Source organism: Nitratireductor lacus, assembly GCF_056431025.1.
The window spans coordinates 17,240-41,548 of record NZ_JBWKMB010000004.1 but is presented as its reverse complement, the minus strand read 5'-3'; the positions used below and the strand labels follow the sequence as shown (position 1 = coordinate 41,548).

The following is a 24,309-nucleotide window of genomic DNA, read 5'->3' as shown; positions in this document are numbered from 1 at the left end:
CGGTCAATGCCTCATCACATTTTCACCGCGCAGACGCTGTGTCCGCCGACTGCCGTTCGCCGGGACGAACGACTCTCCTTTACCGAAGGTTGGTGCCTCGTGGCGGGCCGGGAAGACGACCCTTTTGAAGCGATGCCTCGCAGTCTGCGAAACCGCCCCCAACCTGACGCCGATGCAACGCTAACGTCACATAACATTCACATTATCTGGTGCGTAGAATATCTGAAGACACTAAATATAGTGTTAACAGCTTCTTTATGCCAGATCGGCACACGCGCCCCCGTTTGCTTTTTTCCACGGCGCAAACGGCGCCGCACCGCCCAAAAATCTGTTCGGGCAGGTCTCGGAAACTCGATACAAAATTGGAAAATCGACCGGACTTTCGCCGACCAATCGCACCTTACGAACGCAGGCGCGAAACCCATAAAAGGCGACTCGTACCGTCACGTCAAGGAGTCGGGTCTGGATCATTTATGACCGCAAGATGTTGTGTGTCGCATATGTGAATAATGGGGAAGCCGCTTCGACACTGTTGCGGTTTTAGAAACCCAGCGTTCCCGGTATCTGGCGCGGGCAGGGGGTAGAAAAAACGCGCGGTAAAAAAACGCGCGTCAAAAAAGCCGAATGTAGAAAATCGGTGTCAGGCGACGAGATCGAGCACCAGGAATATGACAGCCGAAAGCAGGGCAGCTGCCGGAACCGTCGTCACCCAGGCGGCGACGATGGTGCGCACATGGGCACGACGCACGAGCTTGCGGCGGGCGATTTCCTCACGTGACGTCTTCTGCAGTTCGATCTCGAGATCATCGTCGTCGCTGGCGCCGTTGTCCGCCTTGAGCCGCACGCCCTTGCGTTCAAGATAAGCACGGCGGCGTTTGGAATGCGCCGTATACCATTCGCGGAAGAAGCCGACGCCGAAAATCGCGCCAACGGCGGTATGGGTGGAACTGATCGGCAGGCCGAGACCGGAGGCAACGATGACGGTGATGGCTGCCGACAGTGCGACGCAGAAGGCGCGCATCGGGTTGAGCTTGGTGATCTGTTCACCGACCATGCGGATGAGTTTGGGCCCGAAGAGAACGAGGCCGATGGAAATGCCGGCTGCACCAATGATCATCACCCAGAGAGGGATGGTGACGGTGGTGTTGACGGTGCTCTCGTGGACCGTGAAGACGATTGCCGCCAGCGGGCCGACAGCGTTTGCCACGTCATTGGCGCCATGGGCGAAGGAGAGGAGGGCGGCCGAAATGACCAGCGGAACCTTGAAAAGGCTGCGCAGCGACTGGTTGCGATTCTCGAGCCCCTCCGACTGGGCATGCACGAAGAGGTGCGCCAGGAACCACGTCACGGCGAAGAAGGCGAAGCCGATGATCGCAGCGCCGGTGCCGCTGACGGGAAAGACCTTTTTCAGCCCCTTGAGCGTGAGATAGGCGGCGAATGCACCGGCCATGATGGCAATCAGGAGCGGCAGCCAGCGCCGCGCCGCCGTGATCTTGTCGTCCTGATAGATGATGGCTGTCTTGATGAAAGCGAGGAACAGGGCGGCGATGACGCCGCCGACAACGGGGGAGACGACCCAGCTCGCGGCGATCTGCGTCATCATCGCCCAGTCGACGGAGGAGAAGCCGGCTGCGGCAATGCCGGCACCCATGACACCGCCGACCACGGAATGGGTGGTCGAAACGGGAGCGCCAATCCAGGTCGCCAGGTTGATCCACAGGGCAGAAGAGATGAGAGCAGCCATCATGGCCCGCACGAAAGCCTCGGGCGTTCCCACGGCAGCCGGATCGATAATGCCCTTGGAGATCGTGTCGACCACATCACCGCCGGCAATCAGCGCGCCGGCACTTTCGAATACGGCAGCAATGAGCAGCGCACCGCCAAGCGTCATGGCCTTGGCGCCCACTGCGGGACCGACATTGTTGGCCACATCGTTCGCGCCGATGTTCAGCGCCATATAGGCGCCGATCGCGGCGGCGGCGATGATGATCACTGCGCGCGGCTCACCGAATGTGTAGGTGGCGGCGAAAATGGCAGTAAGCGCCAGGAAGAGAAGGCCAAGGCCCGGTGCGACCAGGCCGCGCGCGACGGTGGTCGTGGCCTCCTCGACGTGCACCAGCTTGTCGAGGTCCTTGTCGAGGGTCTGCTTGCGCGGATTGGTGGCGGTGTCGCTCATTCCATTTCCAGTTTCGGCCGGTGCTGTGCCGTTGAGCCGGCATATCGCAAAGAAATCCGGTCCCGGTTAGGAAACAATGTTCCGCGCGGCAAGTCCTGACGACGAAAAAGGCCGTTCAGGCAGCGATTTCCCGTGGATTGTGCGCGAACCGAATCAGGAGTTCACCCAGATCAGGTTCCTTAACGGCAGCGGCTGCCTCAGCCGGCGAAAACCACTGACGCGTCCGCTGTTTGCGCTCCGGCCATTTTGCGCGCTCTTCCGTCACCTCGAGCGGAACGACGGCGACCTCGCAGGGCCACTCGACGCCTGTTCCATCGAGTTTGTGATAGTAGAAACGCCCGATTTCACCTTCGCCCGGCTTCCCGCGGACGCCCGCTTCCTCGCGCGCTTCGCGCTGGGCGGCCATGGCAAGCGTTTCCGCACCTTCCGGCCACCCTTTGGGCAGAACCCAGCGACCGGTGCCACGGCTGGTGACGAGCAGGAATTCGACACGTTTGCCATCCGGGGTCTTCCGCCACGGCAGGGCCGCGGCCTGCACACGGCGCGGATTGCCGCCGAACAGGCGCCGGACCGTTTCGGTCAACCGCAAACGTGTGCCGTGAGTGAAAATCGCACTTCTCCTTTGCCCGGGCTCATCGCGCCGGGATTCATGACTTTCCTGCAAATAACTGTTTCTACGCTAAATTCACGCGCCGGGCGGATGTTTTCCGCCGAACTGCTCTTGCGCTCGAATCATGGGGCGCAGAAAGCCTGATGGCAGACATAGTGAATTGACGACAGAAATCAAGCGCTTGGCGCAACAATCGTGCGCCAAACTATTAATCCTCAGGGTCGTGTTGTGCGTTCCATCTCTCTTCGTGGACGTGTTTCTTCACATCATCACGGTGTCGCCAGCCGCGTTTTTCGAGTTCGGGCCGGTCGTGGAAGCCGCGCACATGCCCCAGGCAGAGATAGCCCACCAGCCGAATGCGATCGGGAATGCCGAGCACCGATTTGACCTGATCTTCGTGCAGAATGCTCACCCAGCCGACGCCGATGCCTTCAGCGCGCGCCGCCAGCCACAGATTCTGGATCGCGCACACCGTGCTGAAGAGATCCGTGTCGGCCATATGGGTGGCACCGAGAATGACGGGACCACCGCGCGCGGGATCGCTGGTTACGCAGATATTGAGCGGCGCGGACAGAATCCCTTCAAGTTTCAGGGTGCGATACCGGGCCTGTTTCTGCGCGGGAAACCGTTTCGCGGCTTCTTCATTGGCCCTGGCGAAGATTTCGGCGACCCGGACGCGCGTTTCCCTGTCGCGGACAAGAATGAAATCCCAGGGTTGAGAGAGGCCCACGGATGGCGCCTGGTGGGCGGCGGCGAGGATGCGGGAAAGCGCGTTCTCGCAGAGCGGGTCGGGCAGAAACTCGCCGCGCACGTCGCGGCGTGTCGCGATGGCACGGTACACGGCGTCGCGTTCGGCGGGAGCGAACGCTTCACCGGACGTCAGATCGTTCGCCGTGCCGGACTTTTGCTCGATGCGCGACATGGGGCGCGTTTCCCCGGGCCCGTTCAGCCGCGCTGGTCTTCGGCGATCGGCTTCTGGTAGGAGAAACCCATGTCCCACGGGAAATAGATCCACGTATCCTGGGAAACTTCGGTAACGAATGTATCGACCAGCGGCCGGCCCTTCGGTTTTGCGTATATCGTGGCGAAGTGTGCCTTCGGCATCATGGCGCGCACGATGGCGGCGGTCTTGCCGGTGTCGGTCAGGTCGTCGACGATCAGGACGTTTTCGCCGTCATCTTTCAGAAGTTCCGGGTTGATCTCCTTGAGGACCCTGAGATCGCCCTGTTCGGTGTAGTCGTGATAAGAGGCGACGCAGACGGTCTCGATCAGGCGGATGCCGAGTTCACGGGAGATGACGGCGGCGGGCACCAGGCCGCCGCGTGTGATGCAGACGATGGCTTTCCAGCCGCCATTGGCGCCGGCGAGCCGCCAGGCGAGGGCGCGCGCGTCGCGGTGGAACTGGTCCCAGGAGACCGGGAAGGCTTTTTCGGGAAGAGACATCGACATCGCACTCCATATACGCATCGCGGCGGCAGATCGGAATGCGCGGTGAATTAGCCGGAAAGGGATGTCGAGCGCAAGCCCGACACCCTCCGATGACGGATTTTCAGCCCGTCTCCACTGCGAAGACGGGGCAGACCGGCATCAATGTGCCATGAAGGTCGGCACGGTCATGCTCTGCAGAATGGTGCGGGTGGCACCGCCGAACACAAATTCGCGGAGCCTGGAACGCCCGAAGGCACCCATGACCAGAAGATCGGCGCCCGTGTCGGCGACGCGATTGTCCAGCACCTCACCATGGGAGAGGCCGCCAGACTGCTCCACCTTGACCGTGACATCGATATCGTGACGGGCGAGTGCCGCGGCGATGGCGGTGCCTGCCATGGCGGCATCGCGGCGGGGCGTGTCCTGCGGGTCGACGCAGAACACTTCGACGCTGCCTGCTTCCTTCATGAAGGGTAGGGCATCGAAGGCGGCACGCGCTGCCTGACGGCTGCCGTTCCAGGCGAGTATGATCTTTTTGAACTCGGCCTCGCGTGTCTTGTGGATGTAGGGCACGAACAGGACCGGGCGGCCGCTCTCGAAAAGCAGGGCTTCGACATTGGCTTCCATGGCGCCGGCAGCGTCCGGATCGGTCTGCTGGGCGATGACGAGATCGGCACTGCGCGCGCTCTCGATGCCGGATATGGCGGAATCGCCCGAGACACTGTCGAAACCACGCCATTCATTGCCGACGGCTTCCCTGCGGGCGCGTTCGTTGAAAAGGTTGCGGATCACCGCGTGACGGCGGTTTGTCTCCTCCTGCATGTCGATGCTCAGATCGACAACGGGTCCGCCCATGGGGGAGGCCATGACCATCGGCAGTGCTTCGGCGTGGAGACCGATGACATGGCTGTCATGACGGGCCGCAAGCGGCAGGGCGAGATCGAGAACGCGCGGGGCGTCGGCTTCGCTTTGAAGAATGGCAAGAATGGTCTTGTAGCTCATGTCAGCCTCCTTGGAGCTGCGATGCAGGGCCGTCTCTATTCCTAACGCTTTGAGAGGCAAAAAGTTTTGCGCCAGATCAACCTTTTACCACCTGCCTGGCGGGAATCGCTTCCAGCATGCTGCGTGTCGCCTCGACAGCCGCCGCAAGCGCCTCCCTCGAGCGGGAGCGAACCACGATTTCCGTCCAGAAGGAACCGTCCTGATATTTTGGATAAGAGCCGATGATGGTTTCTGGATGGGCGGCCTGGATTTCGCCGAGCGGACCGCCAATCGCGCCTTCGGGAAGCGGGGAAGGGATGGTCTCGGAGATAAGCCGGGCGCCAGTCCTGAGTTTGGGGATCACATTGTCGAGCATGGCCTGGAAAATTGCGGGCACGCCGGCCATCACATAGACGTTTTCGACGCGGAAGCCGGGGGCGACCGAGATCGGATTGTCTATGTGTTCGGCGCCTTCGGGCATGCGCGCCATGCGTTTGCGGGCCTCGGAGAATTCGATGTCGCGGCGGCCATAGTGCTCTTCAAGAAGCCGGTGGGCCTTCTCGTCATAACCGCATGGGCGACCGAAGGCGCGGGCGATGGAATCGGCGGTTATATCGTCGTGGGTGGGGCCGATGCCGCCTGTGGTGAACACATAGGTGTTGCGCGCGCGCAGCGCATTCACGGCTTCTACGATGGCCGTCTCGTCGTCGGAGACGACGCGCACTTCCCGCAGATCAATGCCGACCGCCGTCAGCATGTCGGCCAGGTGGCCGATGTTCCTGTCCTTGGTGCGGCCCGACAGGATTTCGTCGCCTATGACCACCATCGCGGCCGTTACGAGTTCGCTCATTTCGTGTGTGATCCCTGTTGACCAAAGGAGAGATAAACCTCCGGCATGGCGGGGGCAATGGGCCTCAAACGGTGAACAGTGTGTCGGCTTTCGTGCGGTTTTTAGTGAACCCGACAGAGGTTAGATGCGTTGAGGCCGCGTTGTCGCGGCAGACGACCGAAACCGAGATTGCAGCGAAAGCGGAGCAGACAATGACCAAGATTCTGGTTCTCTATTATTCGAGCTGGGGCCACATGGAAGCCATGGCCAGGGCCGCCGCCGAAGGCGCGCGGGAAGCAGGCGCCGACGTGACCATCAAGCGTGTGCCTGAACTGGTTCCGGAAGAGGTGGCGCAGAAGGCACATTACAAGCTCGACCAGGAGGCCCCGATCGCCGAGCCGCTGGAGCTTGCCGACTATGACGGGTTCATTTTCGGTGTGTCGACGCGCTACGGCATAATGGCGGCGCAGATAAAGAATTTCCTGGATCAGACGGGGCCGCTCTGGGCGGAAGGCAAGCTGATCGACAAGCCGGCCACGGTGATGTCGTCGACCGCCACGCAGCATGGCGGCGCGGAGCTTGCGCTGGCCTCAACGCAGCTCGCCCTTCAGCACCACGGTATGCTGATCGTGCCGCTCTCCTATGCCTATCAGGACCAGATGGGCAACGACAAGGTGCGCGGCGGGGCACCCTACGGCATGACCACGACCACGAATGGCGACGGTTCGCGCATGCCTTCCGAGCAGGAGCTTGAAGGCGCGAAATTCCAGGGCAAGCGGCTGGCCGAAATCACCGCAAGGCTTGCTGGCTGACAGCGGCGAAAGCCGGAAATTCAAGCACAATCGCCCCCGCAGAACCCCGCGGGGGCGATGTCGGTCTTCAAGGCCGGAACGTTTCCGCTTTTACTGAAAGTTCTACGGGCCGGCCGGTGCCTCGCATTTCGTGCGCCGGAACGCCCATGAAAAAAAACTGTCATCGGGGATCGAGCGCAGGACGCAGGCAATCAGGGCCGTCGCCGCGACCGCGAATGCAAGGCGCCCGGCGAGCACGCCAAGGGCGTCTGCGCCCAGAGCCATGACGATCAGGGTGTCTTCGATAATGCTGTGCGCGAAGCCCATGAATACGCATGAAATGAAGACCTGGCGGGGTGAGATGTTACCCGTTCGTGCTTCGCGGATCAGCAATCCGCCACCGTAGGATATGCCGAGAAACAGACCCACGGCGGTAAACTGTCCCGTTTCCTCCCTGATCCCGGCAAGGCGCAATGCGGGGGCAAGTATCCTCATCAACAGTGCCATGATGCCCGTCAGCTTCAGGACTTCCAGCCCCCAGGCAAGGGCAAGGAGAATGGCGAGCATGACGGCGAGGGCTTCCAGAAGCCCGACAAGGAAACCCAGCCAGTCGGTGGAGGCAACGACCGGTATCCAGGTCGGGTTGAGCGGCTCGGCGAGCCAGCCGGTTGTCTCCAATATGTGGTGCAAGATCATGGCGTAGGCGACCGCACCGGCGATGCGGATGATCGTGGTGATCACAAATCCCGGACCGGCTCTCTGGATGATCTTCTGTTCGATCGGCAGGCCATGCGCGATCAGCACGAGTGCCGAAAACACCGTGATGTCGGCAACGCTCATCGACGTGGCGGGCACCAGCGTGAAAATCATCGCAATCGCACCCCATATCCCCACGAGCATGCCCGTCAGCCAGGCAAGACCCAGTTCCGGTGGCAGACCGAAAAGCCCCATGACAGGAGCCAGAGCGGGTGCCGCGAGATCGATCAGTCCCGCCCGGGACATCACCTCGGTTGCGATTGTGATGGGAACCATGATGCGCACGAGTTCCCAGTATATCTGAAGCGTCTCGAGGGTTTTGTGGATGGCAAAACGGGGTGCGGACATCTCTGTCTCCAAGAATTGACTGCCGCCATCCTCTAGCCCGAGGGCATTCGCATTTGTGGTCAAAAATTGCATATTTGTGCAATTTTATTGCAAGACAGGATTCGTGCTCTGGAGGTATGGATGGACCGGATCGACAGGAAACTGCTCAATCTTCTGCAGCGTGACGCCTCGCGCACCAATGCCGCCCTGGCCGACGAGGTGGGCCTGTCCGCTTCGAGCTGTCTGCGGCGAATTCGAAGGTTGCGTCAGTCAGGTGTCATTGACCGGATTGCCGCGATCCTGAACCCGGCCAAGACCGGGCGCACGCTGAAGGCGGTGGTGACGGTGGAGTTGAGACTTCACGGTGAACCGAACACACGGCAATTTCTCAACCTGGCGGCCAGGGAGGAAGCGGTTGCCCAGGCTTATACCGTGACGGGAGAGGTCGATGCGGTTCTGATCCTGCGTCTGCGGGACATGGAGGAATATGATGCGCTCTGCAACCGACTGTTTCAGGAGCGGATGAATGTTGCGAGATACTGGACGATGATGGTGATTCGAACCGGCAAGGACGAAACCGCGATTCCGCTTTGACATGCGCTGATGAAAGGGGCCACGCCTGCGGTGACGCCGGAACACGCAAGACCCCATCATGTGGATGTCGACCGGGTTTCACGCGCCATCATGTACAAGTGAACATGCGTATTCTCTGAAGAACATGCGTATCGCGCTTGATCGCGCGGGTTTCTACCGCTAGTCGTTGACCCGTGCGGACGTGGCGAAACTGGTAGACGCAGCAGACTTAAAATTTGCCGCCTTCGGGCTTGCGGGTTCGACCCCCGCCGTCCGCACCAGACACGCAGGCAATGTGCGACGAAGAATGCCGGCACTGCCTACCAGGTGATGCTCAGGCCCAGATTGGCCTCGACTATCTGCATTTTCTCGCCGCCGATATTCGTCGTATAATCCGCTGTTGCGAAAAGGCCGACCTGTCTGGTGAGGTTGGCTACAAGGCCTGCGCCGAGTTCGAGTGATGTGCCTTTGAACTCGGTTGCAACCGCATCCCCGCCGAAACGCAGGCTATGTTCTGCCGAGAATGTATGCCAGAGATTGGCCTTGAAATACGGTTTCAGGCTCTGGCCATCGCCTGCCTGAAAATCTCCTTCCAGGCGTATTCCCAACCGCCCTGTGACGGCGTCGTCTGTTTCGAAGGTGACCGTAGAAAAACGGTCGCTCTGATCGTCGAGCGAAAGATGTTGCCAAATCAACTGGGCCTGCGGTTCCAGGCGCCAGTGATCGTTGAAAGTGACAGGATAGCCTGTCTCGACAGAGGCTGCGACACCGGTTCCGTCTACCTCAATGGCTTCGCCGGCATTGGAGCGTGCCTCTCCGCCGAACCAGGTAACCGTCACGACGCCGTCCAGATACCAGCCATTGGGCGCAACATGCGTCCAGTAGCCGCCCAGGCTGGTGCCGTGAATGTCGAGTTCGCCGACTGCCACGTCATTCCAGCCAATGGCCTGACCGGTGGTGTCACCGTTCATGCGGGCATGACTGATAAAGATTCCCACCCGGTCAATATGCCCGCTGTGGCTTTCGCGTCCGATCAGGTCCTGGCCAAGCTGAAAGCCCAATAAATTCCCGTCGAAACCGGGAGCGACAGTGCCGTCCCATTTGTTTTCGACAGTCTGTCCGAAGAGCCGGCTCCAGCTTGCGGGCAGAACCGCTTCTCCATCCCGAAGAAAAGGTTGCACACCGCGTCTTTCATGAAATGTGCCAAGCGTGGACATTGCCAAATGCTGAAGTACAGGCGGAACCGTGGAATAGGTTGCGACCTCCGGACGGTAGAGAGGAACTGTCTCGCCTGCCACCAGGGTCGCACCTGGAGTGGGCGGGGCCACCGGCGCGGCCGGATCCGGAGGCAGGATCGGAGCGGGGCCTGCACCGGGCGCAGGAGCAGGCTCCGGTACAGAGGGCGTGGGTGTCGCTGGATTGACGATGGTCGAGCGCAGATACCAGTTATCCTGCGTCCCGGCGGAAACTCCGCCTCTATACAGGTAATATTCAAAAGCTCCGACCGCGACGCGGTCGTTGAGGGAGAACGCGCCGGAGGCAGTGGTTCCGCCTCCGGTGGCCTCGACCACCATAATCCCGTCCTGAACCGTGGCGCCGCCGCTGCCGCCCAGATTGACGATGGAGATGCCGGTGGAACCGGTGGCGGTTCCCTCCGCGATGACAAGCTTGTCCGAAGGCGAGGCATCGTCGCCCAGCACCGTGTTCAGGTACAGATTTCCGCCATCTCCGAAATAATCGCCGGTGATCGTGAACGTGTCGGTGGTGCTGTTGGCGCCATTGGTCAGGTCGATGGTTCCGGCATTGCTTACATTTGCGCGTTGGCCGATGCCGAATGCATTGATGCCGCCAGTCGCCGAGCCGCCTAAGAGAGCGCTGGTCGCGTCGATGTTCATGGATCCGGTGCCGGTGCCGCTGTCGCCGAGGGTAAGCGTCTCGCTACCCGAGAAGGTCAGGGCAGATCCTGCATTCACATTGATGGTTTCAAGCGTCTGGAAACGGTCGGGGGTGTCGGCCACCACGCCTTCAAGCGTCAGCTCGTCTGTGCCCAGGCCGCCGAGAAACGCATTCAGACTATCAAGATTGGAGGCGTTCAGGTTGCGTAGCGTGGCGGTATCGTCGTCACCGCCCATATCCACATTGCCGCCAATTGTTCCGCCGCCATCCCACAAAAGTGTATCGGTTCCCACGCTCAGCCGGACGTCGCCGCCCACAGAGCCACCGGTGATCGTGACGCGGTCAGTGCCTCCGCTGACGCTGATATTGCCACCGATCGAACCGTCGGAAAGGATGATGGTGTCGTGTCCGAAACCGGCCACCAGATTGCCGTCAATGGTGCCGCCAGACATGTCGAAAATGTTGTTGGCGAGTTTCATGTCGACACGACCGATGCGCCCACCCGTCATGACCGCTTCGTCGCCGTCGTCGAAATGATTGACGATATGGCCCCCGGACATGAAGAACGTGTCGAAATGTCCGCCCTGGTTCAGGCTGTCAATCTGGCCGCCAGTCATCCTGAAATCATCGATGCCATCACCCTGCTGCAGCTGGCCGTTGATTTCGCCTGAATGCACCTCGACCGTGTCGACGCCGGGACCAAACGTGACATTGCCGTTGATAATGCCGGAGCCGCCAGCGGGCAGTGTCAGGGTGTTGTTGCCTGAAAGGTCCAGAACATCGCCCGTGTGCGTGCCGCTATCACAGACGAATACGTCGTTGCCGGCCGTAGGAACCAGAGTGCAGGCGGCGTGAGCGGTGGAAACCGGCCATGCCATGAGACTTCCCAGCGCGCTTCCCGACAATAAGATTGCCGTCAGTCGGCCGTTGAACGTCCGAAAATGCATGTGCCCCCCCTCAAAACCACTGGCATCACGACGCAGTTTTTTATTTTTACCTGATGCTCTCCCCGAAATCTCAGGATCCCATACAGGCCGGATTATGATGCGAAGTGATGGTCTTATGCATTTATGACAGACAGAGTTTTGCTGCCCGAGCCCAAAATACCCATGATTTACAAAATATGCCGAGTCCCAAGTCGACAGACAATTACTTAAATCAATAAAATTCTTATGTTTCGCTTCTTCTCGCGGGAGTGATTTCTTAGCGATAGCTGGCGATGACGTCCAGAAAGGCTTCGCCATAGCGGTCGAGCTTGGCCTCTCCGATACCGGAAATTCCGGCCATGGCGCTGCGGGACACGGGGCGGGCGGTGGCCAGTTCGATCAGCGTGCGGTCGTGAAAGATGACATAGGGCGGCAGGTTCTGCGCGCGGGCAATCTCGATACGCTTTTCACGCAGCGCCTTGAAGAGTTCGGCATCTGCCGGGGCGAGGGCGCTGGCAGCTTCGCTGCCGGAAGAGCGGCGGCTCCTGCCCTTTGTCGCCGGGCGGGGAACACGCAGCATCAGCGTTGGCTTTTCACGCAGGAACCGCGCGCCGCGCTCGGAAATCGAGAGGCCGCCATGGCCGCTGAAATCCACATCGACGAAGCCGTGGGCGACCATCTGGCGCAGGATGGAGCGCCAGGTGCGCTGATCGTGCTCCTTGCCGATGCCGTAGGTGGAGATCTGGTCGTGCCCGAAACGGGTGATGCGTTCGTCCTCCGCGCCGAGCAGCACGGAGACGATATAGGCCTGCCCGAAGCGTTCGCCCGTGCGGTAGATGCATGAGAGCGCCTTCTGCACCGCGATGGAGCCGTCGAAACGCTCTGGCGGACTGGCGCAGGTATCGCAGTTGCCGCAGGGCTCGCAATGGTCGCCGAAATAGTTGAGCAGGACGTGGCGCCGGCACTGGGCCGTTTCGGCCAGACCGAGAAGTGCGTCGAGCTTCTGCATCTCCATGCGCTTGCGCTGGTCGGATGCGTCGGACTCCTCAATGAAGCGGCGGCGCAGCGCAATGTCGTCGAAACCATAGAGCATCATGGCTTCGGAAGGCAGGCCGTCACGACCGGCGCGGCCCGTCTCCTGATAGTAGGCTTCAATGCTGCCGGGCAGATCGAGATGCGCTACGAAGCGTACATCCGGCTTGTCGATGCCCATGCCGAAAGCAATGGTAGCGACCATGATGACTGCTTCCTCGCGCTGGAAGCGGGTCTGATTGGCCTCGCGCGCCTCGCGGTCCATGCCGGCGTGGTAGGCAAGCGCGTTGTAGCCTTCCGACTGAAGCCAGGCGGCGGTTTCGTCGGTCTTGCGCTTGGAAAGGCAGTAGACGATGCCACTCTCATCCCTGTGCTTTTCAAGGAACCGCTGGAGCTGACGGCGCGGATTGTCCTTTTCCTCAATGGCGTAGTTGATGTTGGGGCGGTCGAACCCGGCGATGAAGCTGTCGTGCCCGGCAATGCCCAGATGGGCGATGATTTCCGCGCGGGTGGGCGCGTCGGCGGTGGCGGTGAGCGCCATGCGCGGCGTGTCCGGAAACTCTTCGACCAGTGCATCGAGCTGACGGTAATGGGGGCGGAAATCATGGCCCCATTGGGAGAGACAGTGTGCCTCGTCGATGGCGATGAGCGAGAGGCTGACCTGTTTGAGCCGGTCGAGAACCGCTGGGCGCAGCAGGGTTTCCGGCGAGACGTAGAGGATGTCGAGCGAGCCGTTGCCCATGGCGCGCCAGATGGCCTGGCGGGCTTCGGGAGGCAGGTTGGAGTTGAGCGCGGCGGCCCGCACACCGGCCTGTTTCAGCGCGGCCACCTGATCGGCCATGAGCGCGATGAGCGGCGAGATGATGAGGCCGAGGCCCGGGCGGCAGAGTGCGGGGATCTGATAGCAGAGCGACTTGCCGCCGCCTGTCGGCATCAGAACGAAGGCGTTGTTGCCGGCGATGACGTGATCGACGATTTCGGCCTGGCGGCCGCGAAAGGCTTCGTATCCATAAACGGTCTTGAGGATATGCGCGGGGTCAGCGGTCACGGCGGGCCTGTCGGGAGAATCGGGTGATTATTCTCTCATAACAGGTTTGGGGGCGCACTGCAGACGTGCGCGGCGTGGACAGTCAGCCAGCTCGGGCAGGGAGCGTCTCGACAAGGAAGTCGAGGAACGCACGCACCTTGGCCTGCACATGGCGGGCGGAGGGGTAGATCGCGTAGAGCGTGGTGTCCATGGGCGTCCAGTCGGCGAGAAGCGGGACGAGGTGGCCGAAGGCGAGGTCGTCCTGCACATAAAGTCTCGGAATAAGGCTTACGCCAAACCCGGCGCGCAGCGCATCGCGCACGGCGAGGCTCGAGGTGACCTTGTAGCGACCGTTGACCGGCACGCTGACGCTGCGGCCGGCCTTGTGGAAAGTCCATTCGTCCGCGTGGCCTGAAAGCGTGAACTGCACGCATTCGTGGCGGCGCAGCTCCTCCGGTGCGGCGGGTGGTGCGTTGCTTTCGAGATAGGCGGGCGCGCAGCACAGGACGTGGTCGAGGATGAGCAACCTGCGGGCAATCAGGCTCGAATTTTCCAGCCGGTCGCTGCCGCGAATGACCAGGTCGAAACCGTCCTCGACAATGTTGACGCGGCGGTCGTCGAGCCTCAGGTCGAGCGTTATCTCCGGGTAGCGTTCGAGAAAGCGCGGGATTGATGCCGACAGGGCGACGAGGCTTGCCGCCATGGGTGCGCTGACGCGCAGGAGGCCGCGTGGCTCCTGCTGGAGCGGCCCAAGGGTGGCGTCGGCCTCCTCCAGATCGTCGAGAATGCCGGCGATGCGTTTGTGATAGAGCGCGCCTGCCTCTGTGAGGCTCATGCGGCGTGTCGTGCGGTTGATGAGACGGACGGCGAGATGCGCTTCCAGCTCTCTGATGTTCTTGCTGACGGCCGCAGGGGAGAGGCGCAGGCGCCGCGCAGCCTCAGCGAAGCTGCCGAGTTCAACGACCGTTCGGAACACGGTGAGGGCGGTGAAGCGATCCATAATTCAACACTGTCAGTCAATAGTCATTCGTCTGAGTTGCATATTATCAATCGGATCGCAATGAACTAGCTATGCCTTCATGTTCGAAGCCGATAGAGTCCTGAAAGGCAGGTGACCCGTGGCGATTGACAGGGAGCAGAGTGTGATGGGTGCCCATCTGGGCATGCTTTTGTGGGCACTGATCGTCGGGGCTTCGTTCCCCGCGGTCGGGTTCCTGTCCGACGGCTTGCCGCCGCTGCTTCTGACGGCACTCCGTTTCGCCATCGCGGCACTTGCCATGGTGCCGATGGTGCGGGGACGCGAGGACTGGCGGCCGAGCCTGCCGGCCCTTGCGCTCTACGCGGTGATGGGGCTCTGCCTTGCGGGATTTTTCGGCATCATGTTCTGGGCCGCGCATCGGGTGACCGCGCTTTCCATGTCGGCGCTTTTTGTGACGATGCCTCTGATTGCCTACGGGCTGGGGCGGATGCTGGGCGTCGAGCCGCGGGCGGGCGGGCTGCTGGCCATTCTCGGCCTTGGGGCTCTCGGTGCGCTGGCGCTGGCCATGGCGCAGACGGGCGGCGACCTTGCCCAGTTGCAGTTTGGCTGGAACGAGGTGCTGTTCTTTGTCGGCTGCATTGCGTCTGCGCTCTACCCCGTGCTTTCCAAATGGGGGCTGGCGCGGAACCTGCTTTCGAAGGATGCGGCGGCGCGTACGTTCTGGAGCCTCGCCGGCGGCGGGGTGCTGATCGCGCTGGCCGGTGTGGTTTTCGAGCCGGTCGACGCGCTTTCGCGGATGCAGATGGGCGATGTCCTTCTCGTTGCCTATCTCGGCGTCTTTTCAAGCGGCGTGACCTTCTGGCTCATGCAGCGCGGCACGGGTGTGCTGACGCCGGGTGCGGTGACGGCCTACAGCTATCTGGTGCCTTTCGTTTCCATGGTGGTGCTCTTCGTGACCCGGCCGCAACTGATCGGCTGGCACTGGCTGCCGGGCAGCCTGATGGTGATTGCCGCTATCGTGACCCTTTTGAAGCGTGGCTCGGGCGTTGCCTCCCGGCCCGTTGGGCAGACTGGCTGAAGCTGCGCGGTGGTCCCGCATCTTGTGACAAAAGTCCCAGGCAGCAAAAATTGAACATTGACAAATCTGAGGGATAGACGTCAATATCTCTTTAGTTTGTTGTTTTCATTAAATAATTATGTGGTACTATCTTCATGTTTGATAAGCTTACGATGGCCGTGATTCGTGGATCGCCAGAACCCTACGAACTGGCCGGGCTTGTGTATCTCGACTGTTGAGTTGAGTTCAGCATTTTCTCCGCGATTAGTTCATCAACCAGTTCCAGTCTTGCATATGGACCGTGACGCGGTTGCCGTACGGTACACGGCCTCGGCTGCTCCTGAGCACCTGATCGGAATGCACTGCAGGAATAGCTTCGCCGAAGCGTACGCGGAAGCGAACATATAGTTGGTGAGGGATCGCTGTAGGCCCCCTCATCAGTTGATCCGCCGGAACAGTTGTTCCGGCGCACGTCAGCAGGGGTAGTATAAATTCCTTTCCCCGAATTGTTAGAGGTACTTTGTATGACGCACGACATTGACGTTCGGCGTGACGGTCTATTCGCACCGGTCAGTTTTGGCGGTGGAGGCTCCAGTAGTGGTGGAGGGAGCCAGGAGATAAGTACGGTATCAACCCAAGTGACCGGTACCGTTACGAGCATGGGGATGGGGGCGCTGATTGGCACACAATTTGGAGGCCCGATGGGGACGGCTGCAGGTGCCTTGGTCGGTGGTGCAATGAGTTGGAGCACATCTGGAGAGACCACGAATGCCTGGAGTGTTGAGACCAATCCCGGAGGGCCTCAGCCCTGATTTTCCATCGCCTATGCTGAGCTACGTTCGGCGGAGGCATGTCCGCCAATGCAACCCCGGAGATTTGTCTATGCACGACATCATTTTAATCGGGCTCATATTTGTCACTTCAACGGCAGCAACGATAACGGGAGATGAGTATGTTCTGGGGATGAATTCATCCCAGATTGTACTGTTTTTTTCTTCCATGCTGCTGGCAAAAGCAATTGCGAACCATATCCGAAAGAGCAGATGACGCTGTGCGACGTACGGTAAAATGTGCACGCAATGTCTGTAGCTGCTGCAGCGTACGGAACCCGGTTCGCAGATGGTGTGCTGGGTTTCGTCCTCCTTCCCGCAATTCCAGCATTGCCATTTTCTCGTGACCGCCAGTCGAGACGGCCTTCTGTCTTGAGAAATCCGGCCCAGGTAATTATTTACGGCTTGGTACAAAAGGTATTCGAGATGGCTGGACGCGGCAGGCCCAGAGCATTTGACAGGAACGAAGCGCTGCATCAGGCGATGCGGGTGTTCTGGTCGTGCGGATATGAAGGCGCTTCGATGAATGAGCTTTCGCAGGCCATGGGCATCAACAAGCCCAGCCTTTATGCGGCGTTTGGCTGCAAGGAGACGCTGTTTCGCGAAGCGATCGAGCTTTATGGACGCGAGCAGGGCGCACCGGTGAGCGAGGCGCTGGAAGGTGGTGATACCGCGCGCGGGGCGATTGAGCGTGCGCTACGGCTCAATGCCCGCTGCTACAGCGCCCCAGACAATCCCCGCGGCTGCATGGTGGTGACGGCCGCGCTGGCCGGTGCTCCGGAAAGCAGCCCCGTGTGCCGCTTCCTCGCCGAAAGCCGCCGCGAGAACGAGGCGTGCTTTCGTCGCCGTGTGGAGCGTGGAATCAGCGACGGCGATGTGCCCGAAAGCGCTGATCCGGAACGGGTCGCCGCCTTCTATGTGACCGTGTTGCACGGGCTTTCGATCCAGGCGCGTGACGGAGCCTCCTGCGCTGCACTGGAACGGGTGGTGGACAGCGCGATCGCCGCCTGGGACGCCATCGCACGTTAGCATATGCGCATTCTTCTTTCCTTATAACGGTATGATTTGAGGGCTGGCGTGGAAGACGCGGGTTTGCCAAAGTGCATCCTCCATCAGGAGGATATCATGCCCGATACCAAGCCCGTGCGGTCCACCGAACTCAAGCCATGGCACGCGGTCGCGCCGCTCTTGGTGGATGTGGCCATGGGGCGCCGACCAGCCGATCTGGTGGTGCGCAACGGGCGCTGGGTGAATGTCCATTCAGGCGAAGTGATTCCCGCGACAGATATCGCCATCGTGGCAGGGCGCTTTGCCTATTGCGGGCTGGATGCGAGCCACGCCATTGGCGAGAAGACCAAGGTGGTCGACGCGATGGGGCGCTATCTGGTGCCGGGGCTGTGCGATGCGCACATGCATGTGGAAAGCGGCATGGTGACGGTGACGGAGTTTTGCCGTGCGGTGATCCCGCATGGCACGACCTCGATGTTTATCGATCCGCATGAAATCGCCAATGTTCTGGGCCTCGACGGTGTGCGGCTGATGCATGACGAGGCGATGGCGCAGGCGATCAATGTGTTCGTGCAGATGCCGTCCTGCGTGCCTTCGGCACCGGGGCTTGAAAATGCGGGGGCCGAGCTCACCGCCGAGGATGTGGCGGAAGCCATGAACTGGCCGAACATTATCGGGCTCGGCGAGGTGATGAATTTTCCCGGCGTTGCGGCGAATGACGCGACGATGACGGGGGCGATTGCTGCGACTGTGAAGGCTGGCAGGACGGTTGGCGGGCACTATGCCTCGCCGGACCTTGGTCTGCCGTTCCACGGCTATGTGGCCGGCGGGCCGGAAGACGACCATGAGGGCACGCGCGCGGAGGACGCGATTGCGCGGGTGCGTCAGGGCATGAAGGCCATGCTGCGGCTGGGCTCTGCGTGGTATGACGTGGCAAGCCAGATCAAGGCGGTGACGGAGCAGGGGCTCGATCCGCGCAACTTCATTCTGTGCACCGATGACAGCCATTCTGGAACGCTGGTCAATGACGGGCATATGGACCGTGTGGTGCGGCACGCGATCGCCCAGGGGCTGAAGCCGGTGACGGCGATCCAGATGGCGACGATCAACACGGCCGAGCATTTTCGCCTGGAGCGCGAACTGGGCTCCATCGCGCCGGGGCGCCGGGCGGATTTTCTCATTGTGTCGAACCTCGCTGAACTTGCGATTGACGAGGTGTTCGCGCGGGGTGTGAGGCTGGCGCGAGGCGGCCGGCTCGAAGCAGACATTCCCGCCTATGATTATCCCGAGAAGGCGAAGAACACGGTGCGGCTCGGCAAGGAGCTTGCGGCAGAGGATTTCGACATTGCAGCGCCGGAAGGCGCGAACCATGTGCGGGCGCGTGTGATCGGTGTGATCGAGAACCAGGCACCGACGCGGGCGCTTGAAGCCGAGCTCGGTGTCGAGGACGGCGTTGTCGCCATGGACCGGCGCAACGATATCTGCCAGATCGCGCTGGTGGAACGGCACCGCGGCACGGGGCAGGTGACGAACGGTTTCGTCTCGGGCTTTGGCTATATGCAGGACTGCGCGATGGCCTCGTCGGTTGCGCATGATTCACACCACATGATTGTGGTGGGCACCAACAAGGAAGACATGGCGAAAGCCGCCAACCGACTGGGCGAAGTCGGCGGCGGCGTGGTGCTCTTCTCGAAGGGGCGCGAGCTCGCGCTGGTCGAGATGCCGATTGCCGGGCTGATGTCAGACGAGAGAGCTGAAGTGGTGGCGCAGAAGGCGGCGAAGCTGACCGAGGCCATGCGCGAGATGGGCTGTACGCTCAACAACGCCTATATGCAGCACTCGCTTCTGGCGCTCGTGGTGATCCCCGAGCTTCGGATATCTGACACGGGCATTATCGACGTGTCGAATTTCCGCAAGGTCGATCTTTTTCTTTAGAGCGGTTCACCGTTTCCGGAAACGCCGCCCGCTCTATTTGTCTCTTTTTCCGCATTTATGCGGACGCCAGGTGATTCCACCTGACTGCAAAATGCTCCAGGGTCATGACCCTGGATCGCCCTACGTTCATTGGAATAACCCGAAAACCGGATTCCACTTTCCAGTCCGATACTCAACAAGCCCTGAGTGAAAGAAATCAGCGCCGCCGTCCCTGGCCGGTGGCGAGTTCGATCACGGTAAGCGGCGTGGTGATAACGATGTCGGCCGCCGAGCCGAATGTCTGCCCGAGCCCACGGACCAGGTTTTCGACCTGACCGACAACAACATCCTCATTGCCTTCGTTCAACTCGCCTTCGCTTGAAAGACGCTCGCCGAGGAGGCGTACGAGAACGGGGTTTTCGGCAAACTTCGTGTGGTTCAGCCAGTCGCCCGAAGAGACCTTCGTCACGTCGATGACTGTCACGCCGAGGCCTGTCAGATCTTCTGCATTGCGATAGTCGCCGAGCCGGGGCTGATTGCCTGCGATAAAGCCGGACAGTGTCAGCGCCCGGTCGTTCTGCGACGTGAGGACGGCAAAGGGACGCTCCGGCACGCCATAGCGCCGCATCTGCCCCTTGAAGACGTCTATATCGATGTCGGGCGAGGCAAGTACGACGTCGGCCAGCCTTCCGCCGAGATCGCGGTCGCCGGAAATGGCGAGCTGGCGCAGCGCCTCCATGGTGACCCAGCTGCCCATGGAGTGCGCCACCACATCGATGCGCCGGGCTCCCGCGCGGGCGAGTGTGCGCAGCGTCTCTTCCAGCGCGTCGCGGGCCGATGTGGCGCTGTTGCTGTCGTAGACATAATCGATCGTGCGGCCGGCTGACGGCCAGGAAAACAGGATCGGCGTGCCCGCATATTCTGAATCGTGAAAGATCTGCGCGGCGCGATAGACGGCTTCGTCGAAGCCGGTGTTGTAGCCGTGGATGAACACGAGCGCGCGCCCGTTATGCGCGGTGATATCGTCCCTGAGCGCATTCTCGAAATCGCTTTCCCCGGCGAAGAGAATGGCGCGGCGGGCGGCGAAATAACGGGCAGGGTCGGCAACCCTGGGATTGGGAGCAAGCTCCATCTTGCCGGTTTCATGCACGGCCGGAACGGTGATCTCCACCTTTGCGAATGCCGGGTCGGGGGCACGCCCACCGGCAAAGATTTCACCCGGTTTTTCCGTCTGCATCCGGTTGGTGGCAATGAAAATGCCGTGAGTTCCTGCAATCTGGTCCGCGCGTGCAGGCGCAATCGTTTCGGCGATCAGGCGCGAGGGATGCGGATTTGCGCAGCCTGCAATCAGCGCGACAAGGAAAAGGACGAACAGATTCTGGAACTTGTGGAACGGCATTCTACAATAACCCTGTTCGTGGCTCGTGGACCGCCAGCGTTTGGCCCGGCATTCGTTTTAGGAGGAAAGAGCTTGCGGATGGAAGGCTATCTTTCCCAGAAAACCGGCGTGAAGATGACGAGAACGGCCAAAATTTCAAGCCGGCCCATCAGCATCGCGAAGGCGATGATCCATTTGGCAAGATCGGGAACCGGCGCGAAGCTGCCGGCAGGGCCAACGATCTGGCCAAGACCGGGGCCGACATTGGTGAGCCCGGTCAGCGCGGCGGAAATGGCGGTCACAAAATCGAGCCCGGTCGCGGCGAGCAGCAGGATGATAACGGCCCAGATGACCAGAAATGCCGACATGAACAGAACGACGGCGCGTTGCAGGTCGTCGTCTACCGGCCGGTCGCCATAGCGGACCGTGACGATCGTGTTGGGGTATACAAACCGGCGCAGGCCGTTTGCCAGAAGCTTGAACAGGATCAGGAAGCGATACGCCTTGATGCCGCCGGTGGTGGAACCCGAACAGCCGCCGAGAAACATGGCGACGAACGCGGCGGCAACCCCGAAGGCGCCCCATTGCGAATAGTCGTCGCTGGCATAGCCGGTTGTGGTGATGATCGACACGAAATTGAACGCCGAATGGGTAAGGGCGTCAAAGAATGTGTGATCGTGGACGATGCGCAGATAGACGGTGACGGCAAGGACGAACACGACCACGTAACCGGCGAAGACACGAATCTGCGGGTCGCGCAGGGCATCGAGCCGCCCGCGGATCGCAAAAAGTATCAGGATTGAGAACGGCAGCGCGGAGATGAACATGAAGAGCGTGCTGATCCAGAGCACCGCCGGATTGTCGGCATAGTAGCCCATGGAGGCGTCGTGCGTGGAAAAGCCCGCCGTCGCGATGGTTGTCAGCGCGTGGTTGATCGCATCAAAGGCGCGCATGCCGGCTGCCGCATAAGCAATGGCACAGGCGAGCGTGAGCAGGGCATAGATGCTGATGAGGCCCAGACCGAAGGTCGAGAAGCGGTCGAAGGGGCGATCCTCTATGTCCGAGGATTCGATGCGGAAATAGGAAACGCCGCCGACATTCAGGAACGGCAGGACAAAGAGGCCCAGTGCGATCACACCGAGGCCGCCGATCCATTGCAGGATGGAGCGCCAGATGAGCAGGCCCGGCGGCATGCTGTCGAGGCCGACGATCACCGTTGCACCTGTCGCCGTGACGCCCGAGACGGATTCGAAAAATGCGTCTGCGACGCTGAACTCTACCGACGAAGCAAGCATCGGGACGGCGCCGGCGATGCAGGCCGTCATCCACAACAGATTGACGACAAGGAAGCCGAAGCGAGAGGAGATGACGGGCGCGCGCCCCTGGGTGGCAAGCGATACGCCGATGGCGAGCCCGCCGGTGAAGAGTGCGGAAAAGGCGAAAACCTGCCAGTCGTCATTGCCGTAATAAAGATCCACGGCTGCCGGGATGAGCATGGCGGCCGAGAGATAGATGGCAAAGACCGCCGCAATGTGCAGTGCGGCGCGTACAGCGAGATATTGCAAGGACTGAACCTCAGGCTGCTCAGAAAAGCGTCTGTTGTTCGGGAAGCGATCCCCCTCCCTGGCGCGAGAGTGGCGTCCCGCGCCCCGATATGCAATAGCCCGTAGGACACAAGGACTGGATAGGCAAGAGAGCATGAGCGCAGCATCGGGTGAGAGCGAATTCGTGGACGCGGTGGCAGAGGCAGCTGGCGCGCTGCGGTCGCTGTTTGCCGAAACGCCGCTTCAGGAGAACGACTATCTCTCCAAGAAGACCGGGGCGCGGGTCTTCCTGAAGCGCGAGGACCTGACGCCGGTTCGCTCCTACAAGATACGCGGCGCATTCAATTTCTTCCGCAAGGCGATGGCGCAGGGCGGGACAGGGCGTACATTTGTGTGTGCCTCGGCCGGCAATCATGCTCAGGGATTTGCCTATGTCTGCCGCCATTTCGGCTGCAGGGGTGTCGTTTTCATGCCGGTGACGACACCGCAGCAGAAAATCGACAAAACACGTATTTTTGGCGGAGATTTCGTTGAAATCCGGCTGATCGGCGACTTCTTCGACGATTGCTACAGGGCCGCGCTGGCGTTTGCCGAGGAGAGCGGTGGCGCCATGGTGCCGCCCTTCGACCACCCCGACATCATTGAGGGGCAGGCAACGGTGGCGCGCGAGATTGCCGAGCAGATCCAGGCGTTCGACGGTGCGCGCATGAACGATAGCCTGGTGATCCTGCCGGTGGGCGGCGGCGGTCTTGCTTCCGGTGTGACGCGCTATCTCACGGCCAGTGGGGAAGCGGGCTCCTTTGCCTTTGCCGAGCCGGCAGGGGCGGCGAGCCTGCAACAGGCGCTGGTGCAGGACCGGCAGGTGCGGCTCGACAGGGTGGACAATTTCGTCGACGGGGCGGCGGTGGCCGAGATCGGCGCGGCGCCGTTTTCGCATCTCAAGACATTTGACGCCAATGCCGTGCATCTGGTGCCGGAAAACCGGCTGTGCGCGACGATGATCGAAATGCTGAACATTGAGGGCGTTGTGCTGGAGCCGGCGGGCGCGCTGGCCATCGATACGCTGAAGGATTTTACGCCGAAGGAGCTTGAGGGGCGCACGGTGATTGCCGTTGTGTCGGGGGGGAATTTCGACTTCGAGCGCCTGCCGGACGTGAAAGAACGGGCGCTGCGTTTCGAAGGATTGAAGAAGTACTTCATCTTCCGCTTCCCGCAGCGCCCCGGTGCCCTGCGCGATTTCCTCGACCTTCTGGGACCGGAAGACGACATCACGCGGTTCGAATATCTCAAGAAGTCGGCGCGGAATTTCGGCTCGGTTCTGATCGGCATCGAGACCAGGAACCGTGCCAATTTCGATGTTCTGACGGGACGGTTTGACGCGGCCGGCTGGGCCTATCAGGACATAACAGACAACGATACGATTGCGGGACTGATCATCTGAGGGGCAAAAGTGTCCAAAACGCGGTTCATTGTGCTCTTTCGTGGGGTGGGTGGTGCAACACAGCTGCCCGTGAAGGAGTTGCGAGAGGTTTTGGGTGAGGGCGGCTTTTCCGGAGTCGCGACCTACATCAACAGCGGCAACGCCGTGCTGACGGCGACGTCCGGTGAAGAGGATGTGCGTAGGCGCGTTGCCGACCTCGCGAAGACGCGCATGGGCTTCCAGAAGGCGATCATGGTGCGCAGCCTCGACGAATGGGAGGCGATGATCGCCGGCAACCCGTTTCCGCAAGCCGAGAATGCACCGACCTGTGTGCATGTTTATGCGATGGAACGCGAACCTGAACTCGAAAGAGTGCAAGCGCTCAAGGCACTGGCGACTGGGACGGAAGAGTTTCGTATCAACGGGCGCACGCTCTATCTTTACACACCCGATGGCATGGGGCAGTCGCGCTTTGCGCCCAGGATGGAGCGAACCCTGAACCTGGAGATGACCGGCCGCAACTGGCGCAGCATGCTGGCGCTGAGAAGGCTTGCCTGTGATGGGTGAGCGGTTGCGTCGCACAAATTAGCGATTGCACTTTGGTTGCGGATAGCCCATATGACGCCAAGACGCATGGGTCGGTAATGCCGGCTTTCTAAAGAGACTGGTTGCGTCTGAAGCCATCGCCTGCGGGCGAGAGCTTAAGCCGGCATCGCCGGCGCGACAGCGCAGCCGCACGGGGCACCCCCGTCGTCTTGTCGTTCATCCAAACATTTATTCGGCAGGTTGCGCCCTGCCACATATCATTTGCGGCGCCTGCGGGCGCC

The 24,309-nt window shown here is 61.0% G+C and carries 19 protein-coding genes and 1 tRNA gene; 8 read left to right on the top strand and 12 right to left on the bottom strand.

The window, feature by feature from the left end:
• Window positions 1-640 precede the first annotated feature (640 nt).
• The 6 genes from AC07E3_RS04505 to AC07E3_RS04480 all read right to left on the bottom strand — a co-directional run bounded on the left by AC07E3_RS04505 (window position 641) and on the right by AC07E3_RS04480 (window position 6,045).
• Window positions 641-2,176, bottom strand: a complete 1,536-nt coding sequence (locus AC07E3_RS04505; RefSeq protein ID WP_478360428.1) for an inorganic phosphate transporter — start codon at window positions 2,174-2,176, stop codon at window positions 641-643.
• Between the two features lie 115 nt (window positions 2,177-2,291).
• A complete protein-coding gene (locus AC07E3_RS04500; RefSeq protein WP_007006977.1) occupies window positions 2,292-2,759 on the bottom strand; it encodes an NUDIX hydrolase in 468 nt (155 codons plus the stop codon).
• Between the two features lie 235 nt (window positions 2,760-2,994).
• On the bottom strand, window positions 2,995-3,708 hold the full coding sequence (gene bluB, locus AC07E3_RS04495) for a 5,6-dimethylbenzimidazole synthase (protein ID WP_478360427.1): 714 nt from the start codon (window positions 3,706-3,708) through the stop codon (window positions 2,995-2,997).
• 23 nt (window positions 3,709-3,731) lie between these two features.
• Window positions 3,732-4,229: a xanthine phosphoribosyltransferase gene (gpt, locus tag AC07E3_RS04490; RefSeq protein ID WP_065815054.1), complete on the bottom strand. Its 498-nt coding sequence runs from the start codon at window positions 4,227-4,229 to the stop codon at window positions 3,732-3,734.
• 144 nt (window positions 4,230-4,373) lie between these two features.
• On the bottom strand, window positions 4,374-5,216 hold the full coding sequence (locus tag AC07E3_RS04485; protein ID WP_336068271.1) for a universal stress protein: 843 nt from the start codon (window positions 5,214-5,216) through the stop codon (window positions 4,374-4,376).
• A gap of 76 nt (window positions 5,217-5,292) precedes the next feature.
• Window positions 5,293-6,045, bottom strand: a complete 753-nt coding sequence (locus AC07E3_RS04480; RefSeq protein ID WP_478360426.1) for a competence/damage-inducible protein A — start codon at window positions 6,043-6,045, stop codon at window positions 5,293-5,295.
• Between the two features lie 191 nt (window positions 6,046-6,236).
• On the opposite strand from AC07E3_RS04480, the gene wrbA reads away from it, so the two are divergent.
• The gene (gene wrbA, locus AC07E3_RS04475) at window positions 6,237-6,836 is read left to right on the top strand and encodes an NAD(P)H:quinone oxidoreductase (RefSeq protein WP_478360425.1); all 600 of its coding nucleotides are present in this window, start codon (window positions 6,237-6,239) and stop codon (window positions 6,834-6,836) included.
• A 102-nt stretch (window positions 6,837-6,938) separates the two neighbouring features.
• Here wrbA and AC07E3_RS04470 read toward each other — a convergent pair whose 3' ends face one another.
• Window positions 6,939-7,919 carry a nucleoside recognition protein gene (locus AC07E3_RS04470; protein WP_478360424.1) on the bottom strand — a complete coding sequence of 327 codons (981 nt, stop codon included), beginning with the start codon at window positions 7,917-7,919 and terminating at the stop codon, window positions 6,939-6,941.
• A gap of 120 nt (window positions 7,920-8,039) precedes the next feature.
• Here AC07E3_RS04470 and AC07E3_RS04465 point away from each other — a divergent pair, with 120 nt between their 5' ends.
• Together AC07E3_RS04465 and AC07E3_RS04460 are read left to right on the top strand one after the other, a co-directional pair.
• On the top strand, window positions 8,040-8,492 hold the full coding sequence (locus AC07E3_RS04465) for an Lrp/AsnC family transcriptional regulator (protein WP_478360423.1): 453 nt from the start codon (window positions 8,040-8,042) through the stop codon (window positions 8,490-8,492).
• Between the two features lie 175 nt (window positions 8,493-8,667).
• A tRNA-Leu gene (locus AC07E3_RS04460) sits at window positions 8,668-8,752 on the top strand.
• Window positions 8,753-8,791: 39 nt separating this feature from the next.
• Here AC07E3_RS04460 and AC07E3_RS04455 read toward each other — a convergent pair.
• The 3 genes from AC07E3_RS04455 to AC07E3_RS04445 form a co-directional block, all read right to left on the bottom strand.
• Window positions 8,792-11,314, bottom strand: a complete 2,523-nt coding sequence (locus AC07E3_RS04455) for an autotransporter family protein (RefSeq protein WP_478360532.1) — start codon at window positions 11,312-11,314, stop codon at window positions 8,792-8,794.
• 256 nt (window positions 11,315-11,570) lie between these two features.
• The gene (gene recQ / locus AC07E3_RS04450) at window positions 11,571-13,373 is read right to left on the bottom strand and encodes a DNA helicase RecQ (RefSeq protein WP_478360422.1); all 1,803 of its coding nucleotides are present in this window, start codon (window positions 13,371-13,373) and stop codon (window positions 11,571-11,573) included.
• Between the two features lie 82 nt (window positions 13,374-13,455).
• Entirely contained in the window at window positions 13,456-14,352 is an 897-nt protein-coding gene (locus AC07E3_RS04445) for a LysR family transcriptional regulator (protein ID WP_478360421.1), read from the bottom strand.
• A gap of 118 nt (window positions 14,353-14,470) precedes the next feature.
• Here AC07E3_RS04445 and AC07E3_RS04440 point away from each other — a divergent pair, with 118 nt between their 5' ends.
• The 3 genes from AC07E3_RS04440 to ade all read left to right on the top strand — a co-directional run bounded on the left by AC07E3_RS04440 (window position 14,471) and on the right by ade (window position 19,161).
• Window positions 14,471-15,409 (top strand): DMT family transporter, encoded by a 939-nt coding sequence (locus AC07E3_RS04440; protein WP_478360420.1) that lies wholly within the window; start codon window positions 14,471-14,473, stop codon window positions 15,407-15,409.
• Between the two features lie 1,235 nt (window positions 15,410-16,644).
• Window positions 16,645-17,247, top strand: coding sequence for a TetR/AcrR family transcriptional regulator (locus AC07E3_RS04435; RefSeq protein ID WP_478360419.1), 603 nt, complete (start codon window positions 16,645-16,647; stop codon window positions 17,245-17,247).
• A 96-nt stretch (window positions 17,248-17,343) separates the two neighbouring features.
• On the top strand, window positions 17,344-19,161 hold the full coding sequence (gene ade / locus AC07E3_RS04430) for an adenine deaminase (RefSeq protein ID WP_478360418.1): 1,818 nt from the start codon (window positions 17,344-17,346) through the stop codon (window positions 19,159-19,161).
• Between the two features lie 196 nt (window positions 19,162-19,357).
• On the opposite strand, the gene AC07E3_RS04425 is transcribed toward ade, so the two are convergent.
• Together AC07E3_RS04425 and AC07E3_RS04420 are read right to left on the bottom strand one after the other, a co-directional pair.
• A complete protein-coding gene (locus tag AC07E3_RS04425; RefSeq protein ID WP_478360417.1) occupies window positions 19,358-20,539 on the bottom strand; it encodes an alpha/beta hydrolase in 1,182 nt (393 codons plus the stop codon).
• Window positions 20,540-20,625: 86 nt separating this feature from the next.
• The gene (locus AC07E3_RS04420) at window positions 20,626-22,083 is read right to left on the bottom strand and encodes a TrkH family potassium uptake protein (protein ID WP_336068296.1); all 1,458 of its coding nucleotides are present in this window, start codon (window positions 22,081-22,083) and stop codon (window positions 20,626-20,628) included.
• Between the two features lie 133 nt (window positions 22,084-22,216).
• Between AC07E3_RS04420 and ilvA the strand changes: the two genes are divergently transcribed.
• Window positions 22,217-23,503, top strand: a complete 1,287-nt coding sequence (gene ilvA / locus AC07E3_RS04415) for a threonine ammonia-lyase IlvA (protein ID WP_478360416.1) — start codon at window positions 22,217-22,219, stop codon at window positions 23,501-23,503.
• Window positions 23,504-23,512: 9 nt separating this feature from the next.
• Window positions 23,513-24,049, top strand: coding sequence for a DUF1697 domain-containing protein (locus AC07E3_RS04410; protein ID WP_478360415.1), 537 nt, complete (start codon window positions 23,513-23,515; stop codon window positions 24,047-24,049).
• Window positions 24,050-24,309: the final 260 nt, after the last annotated feature.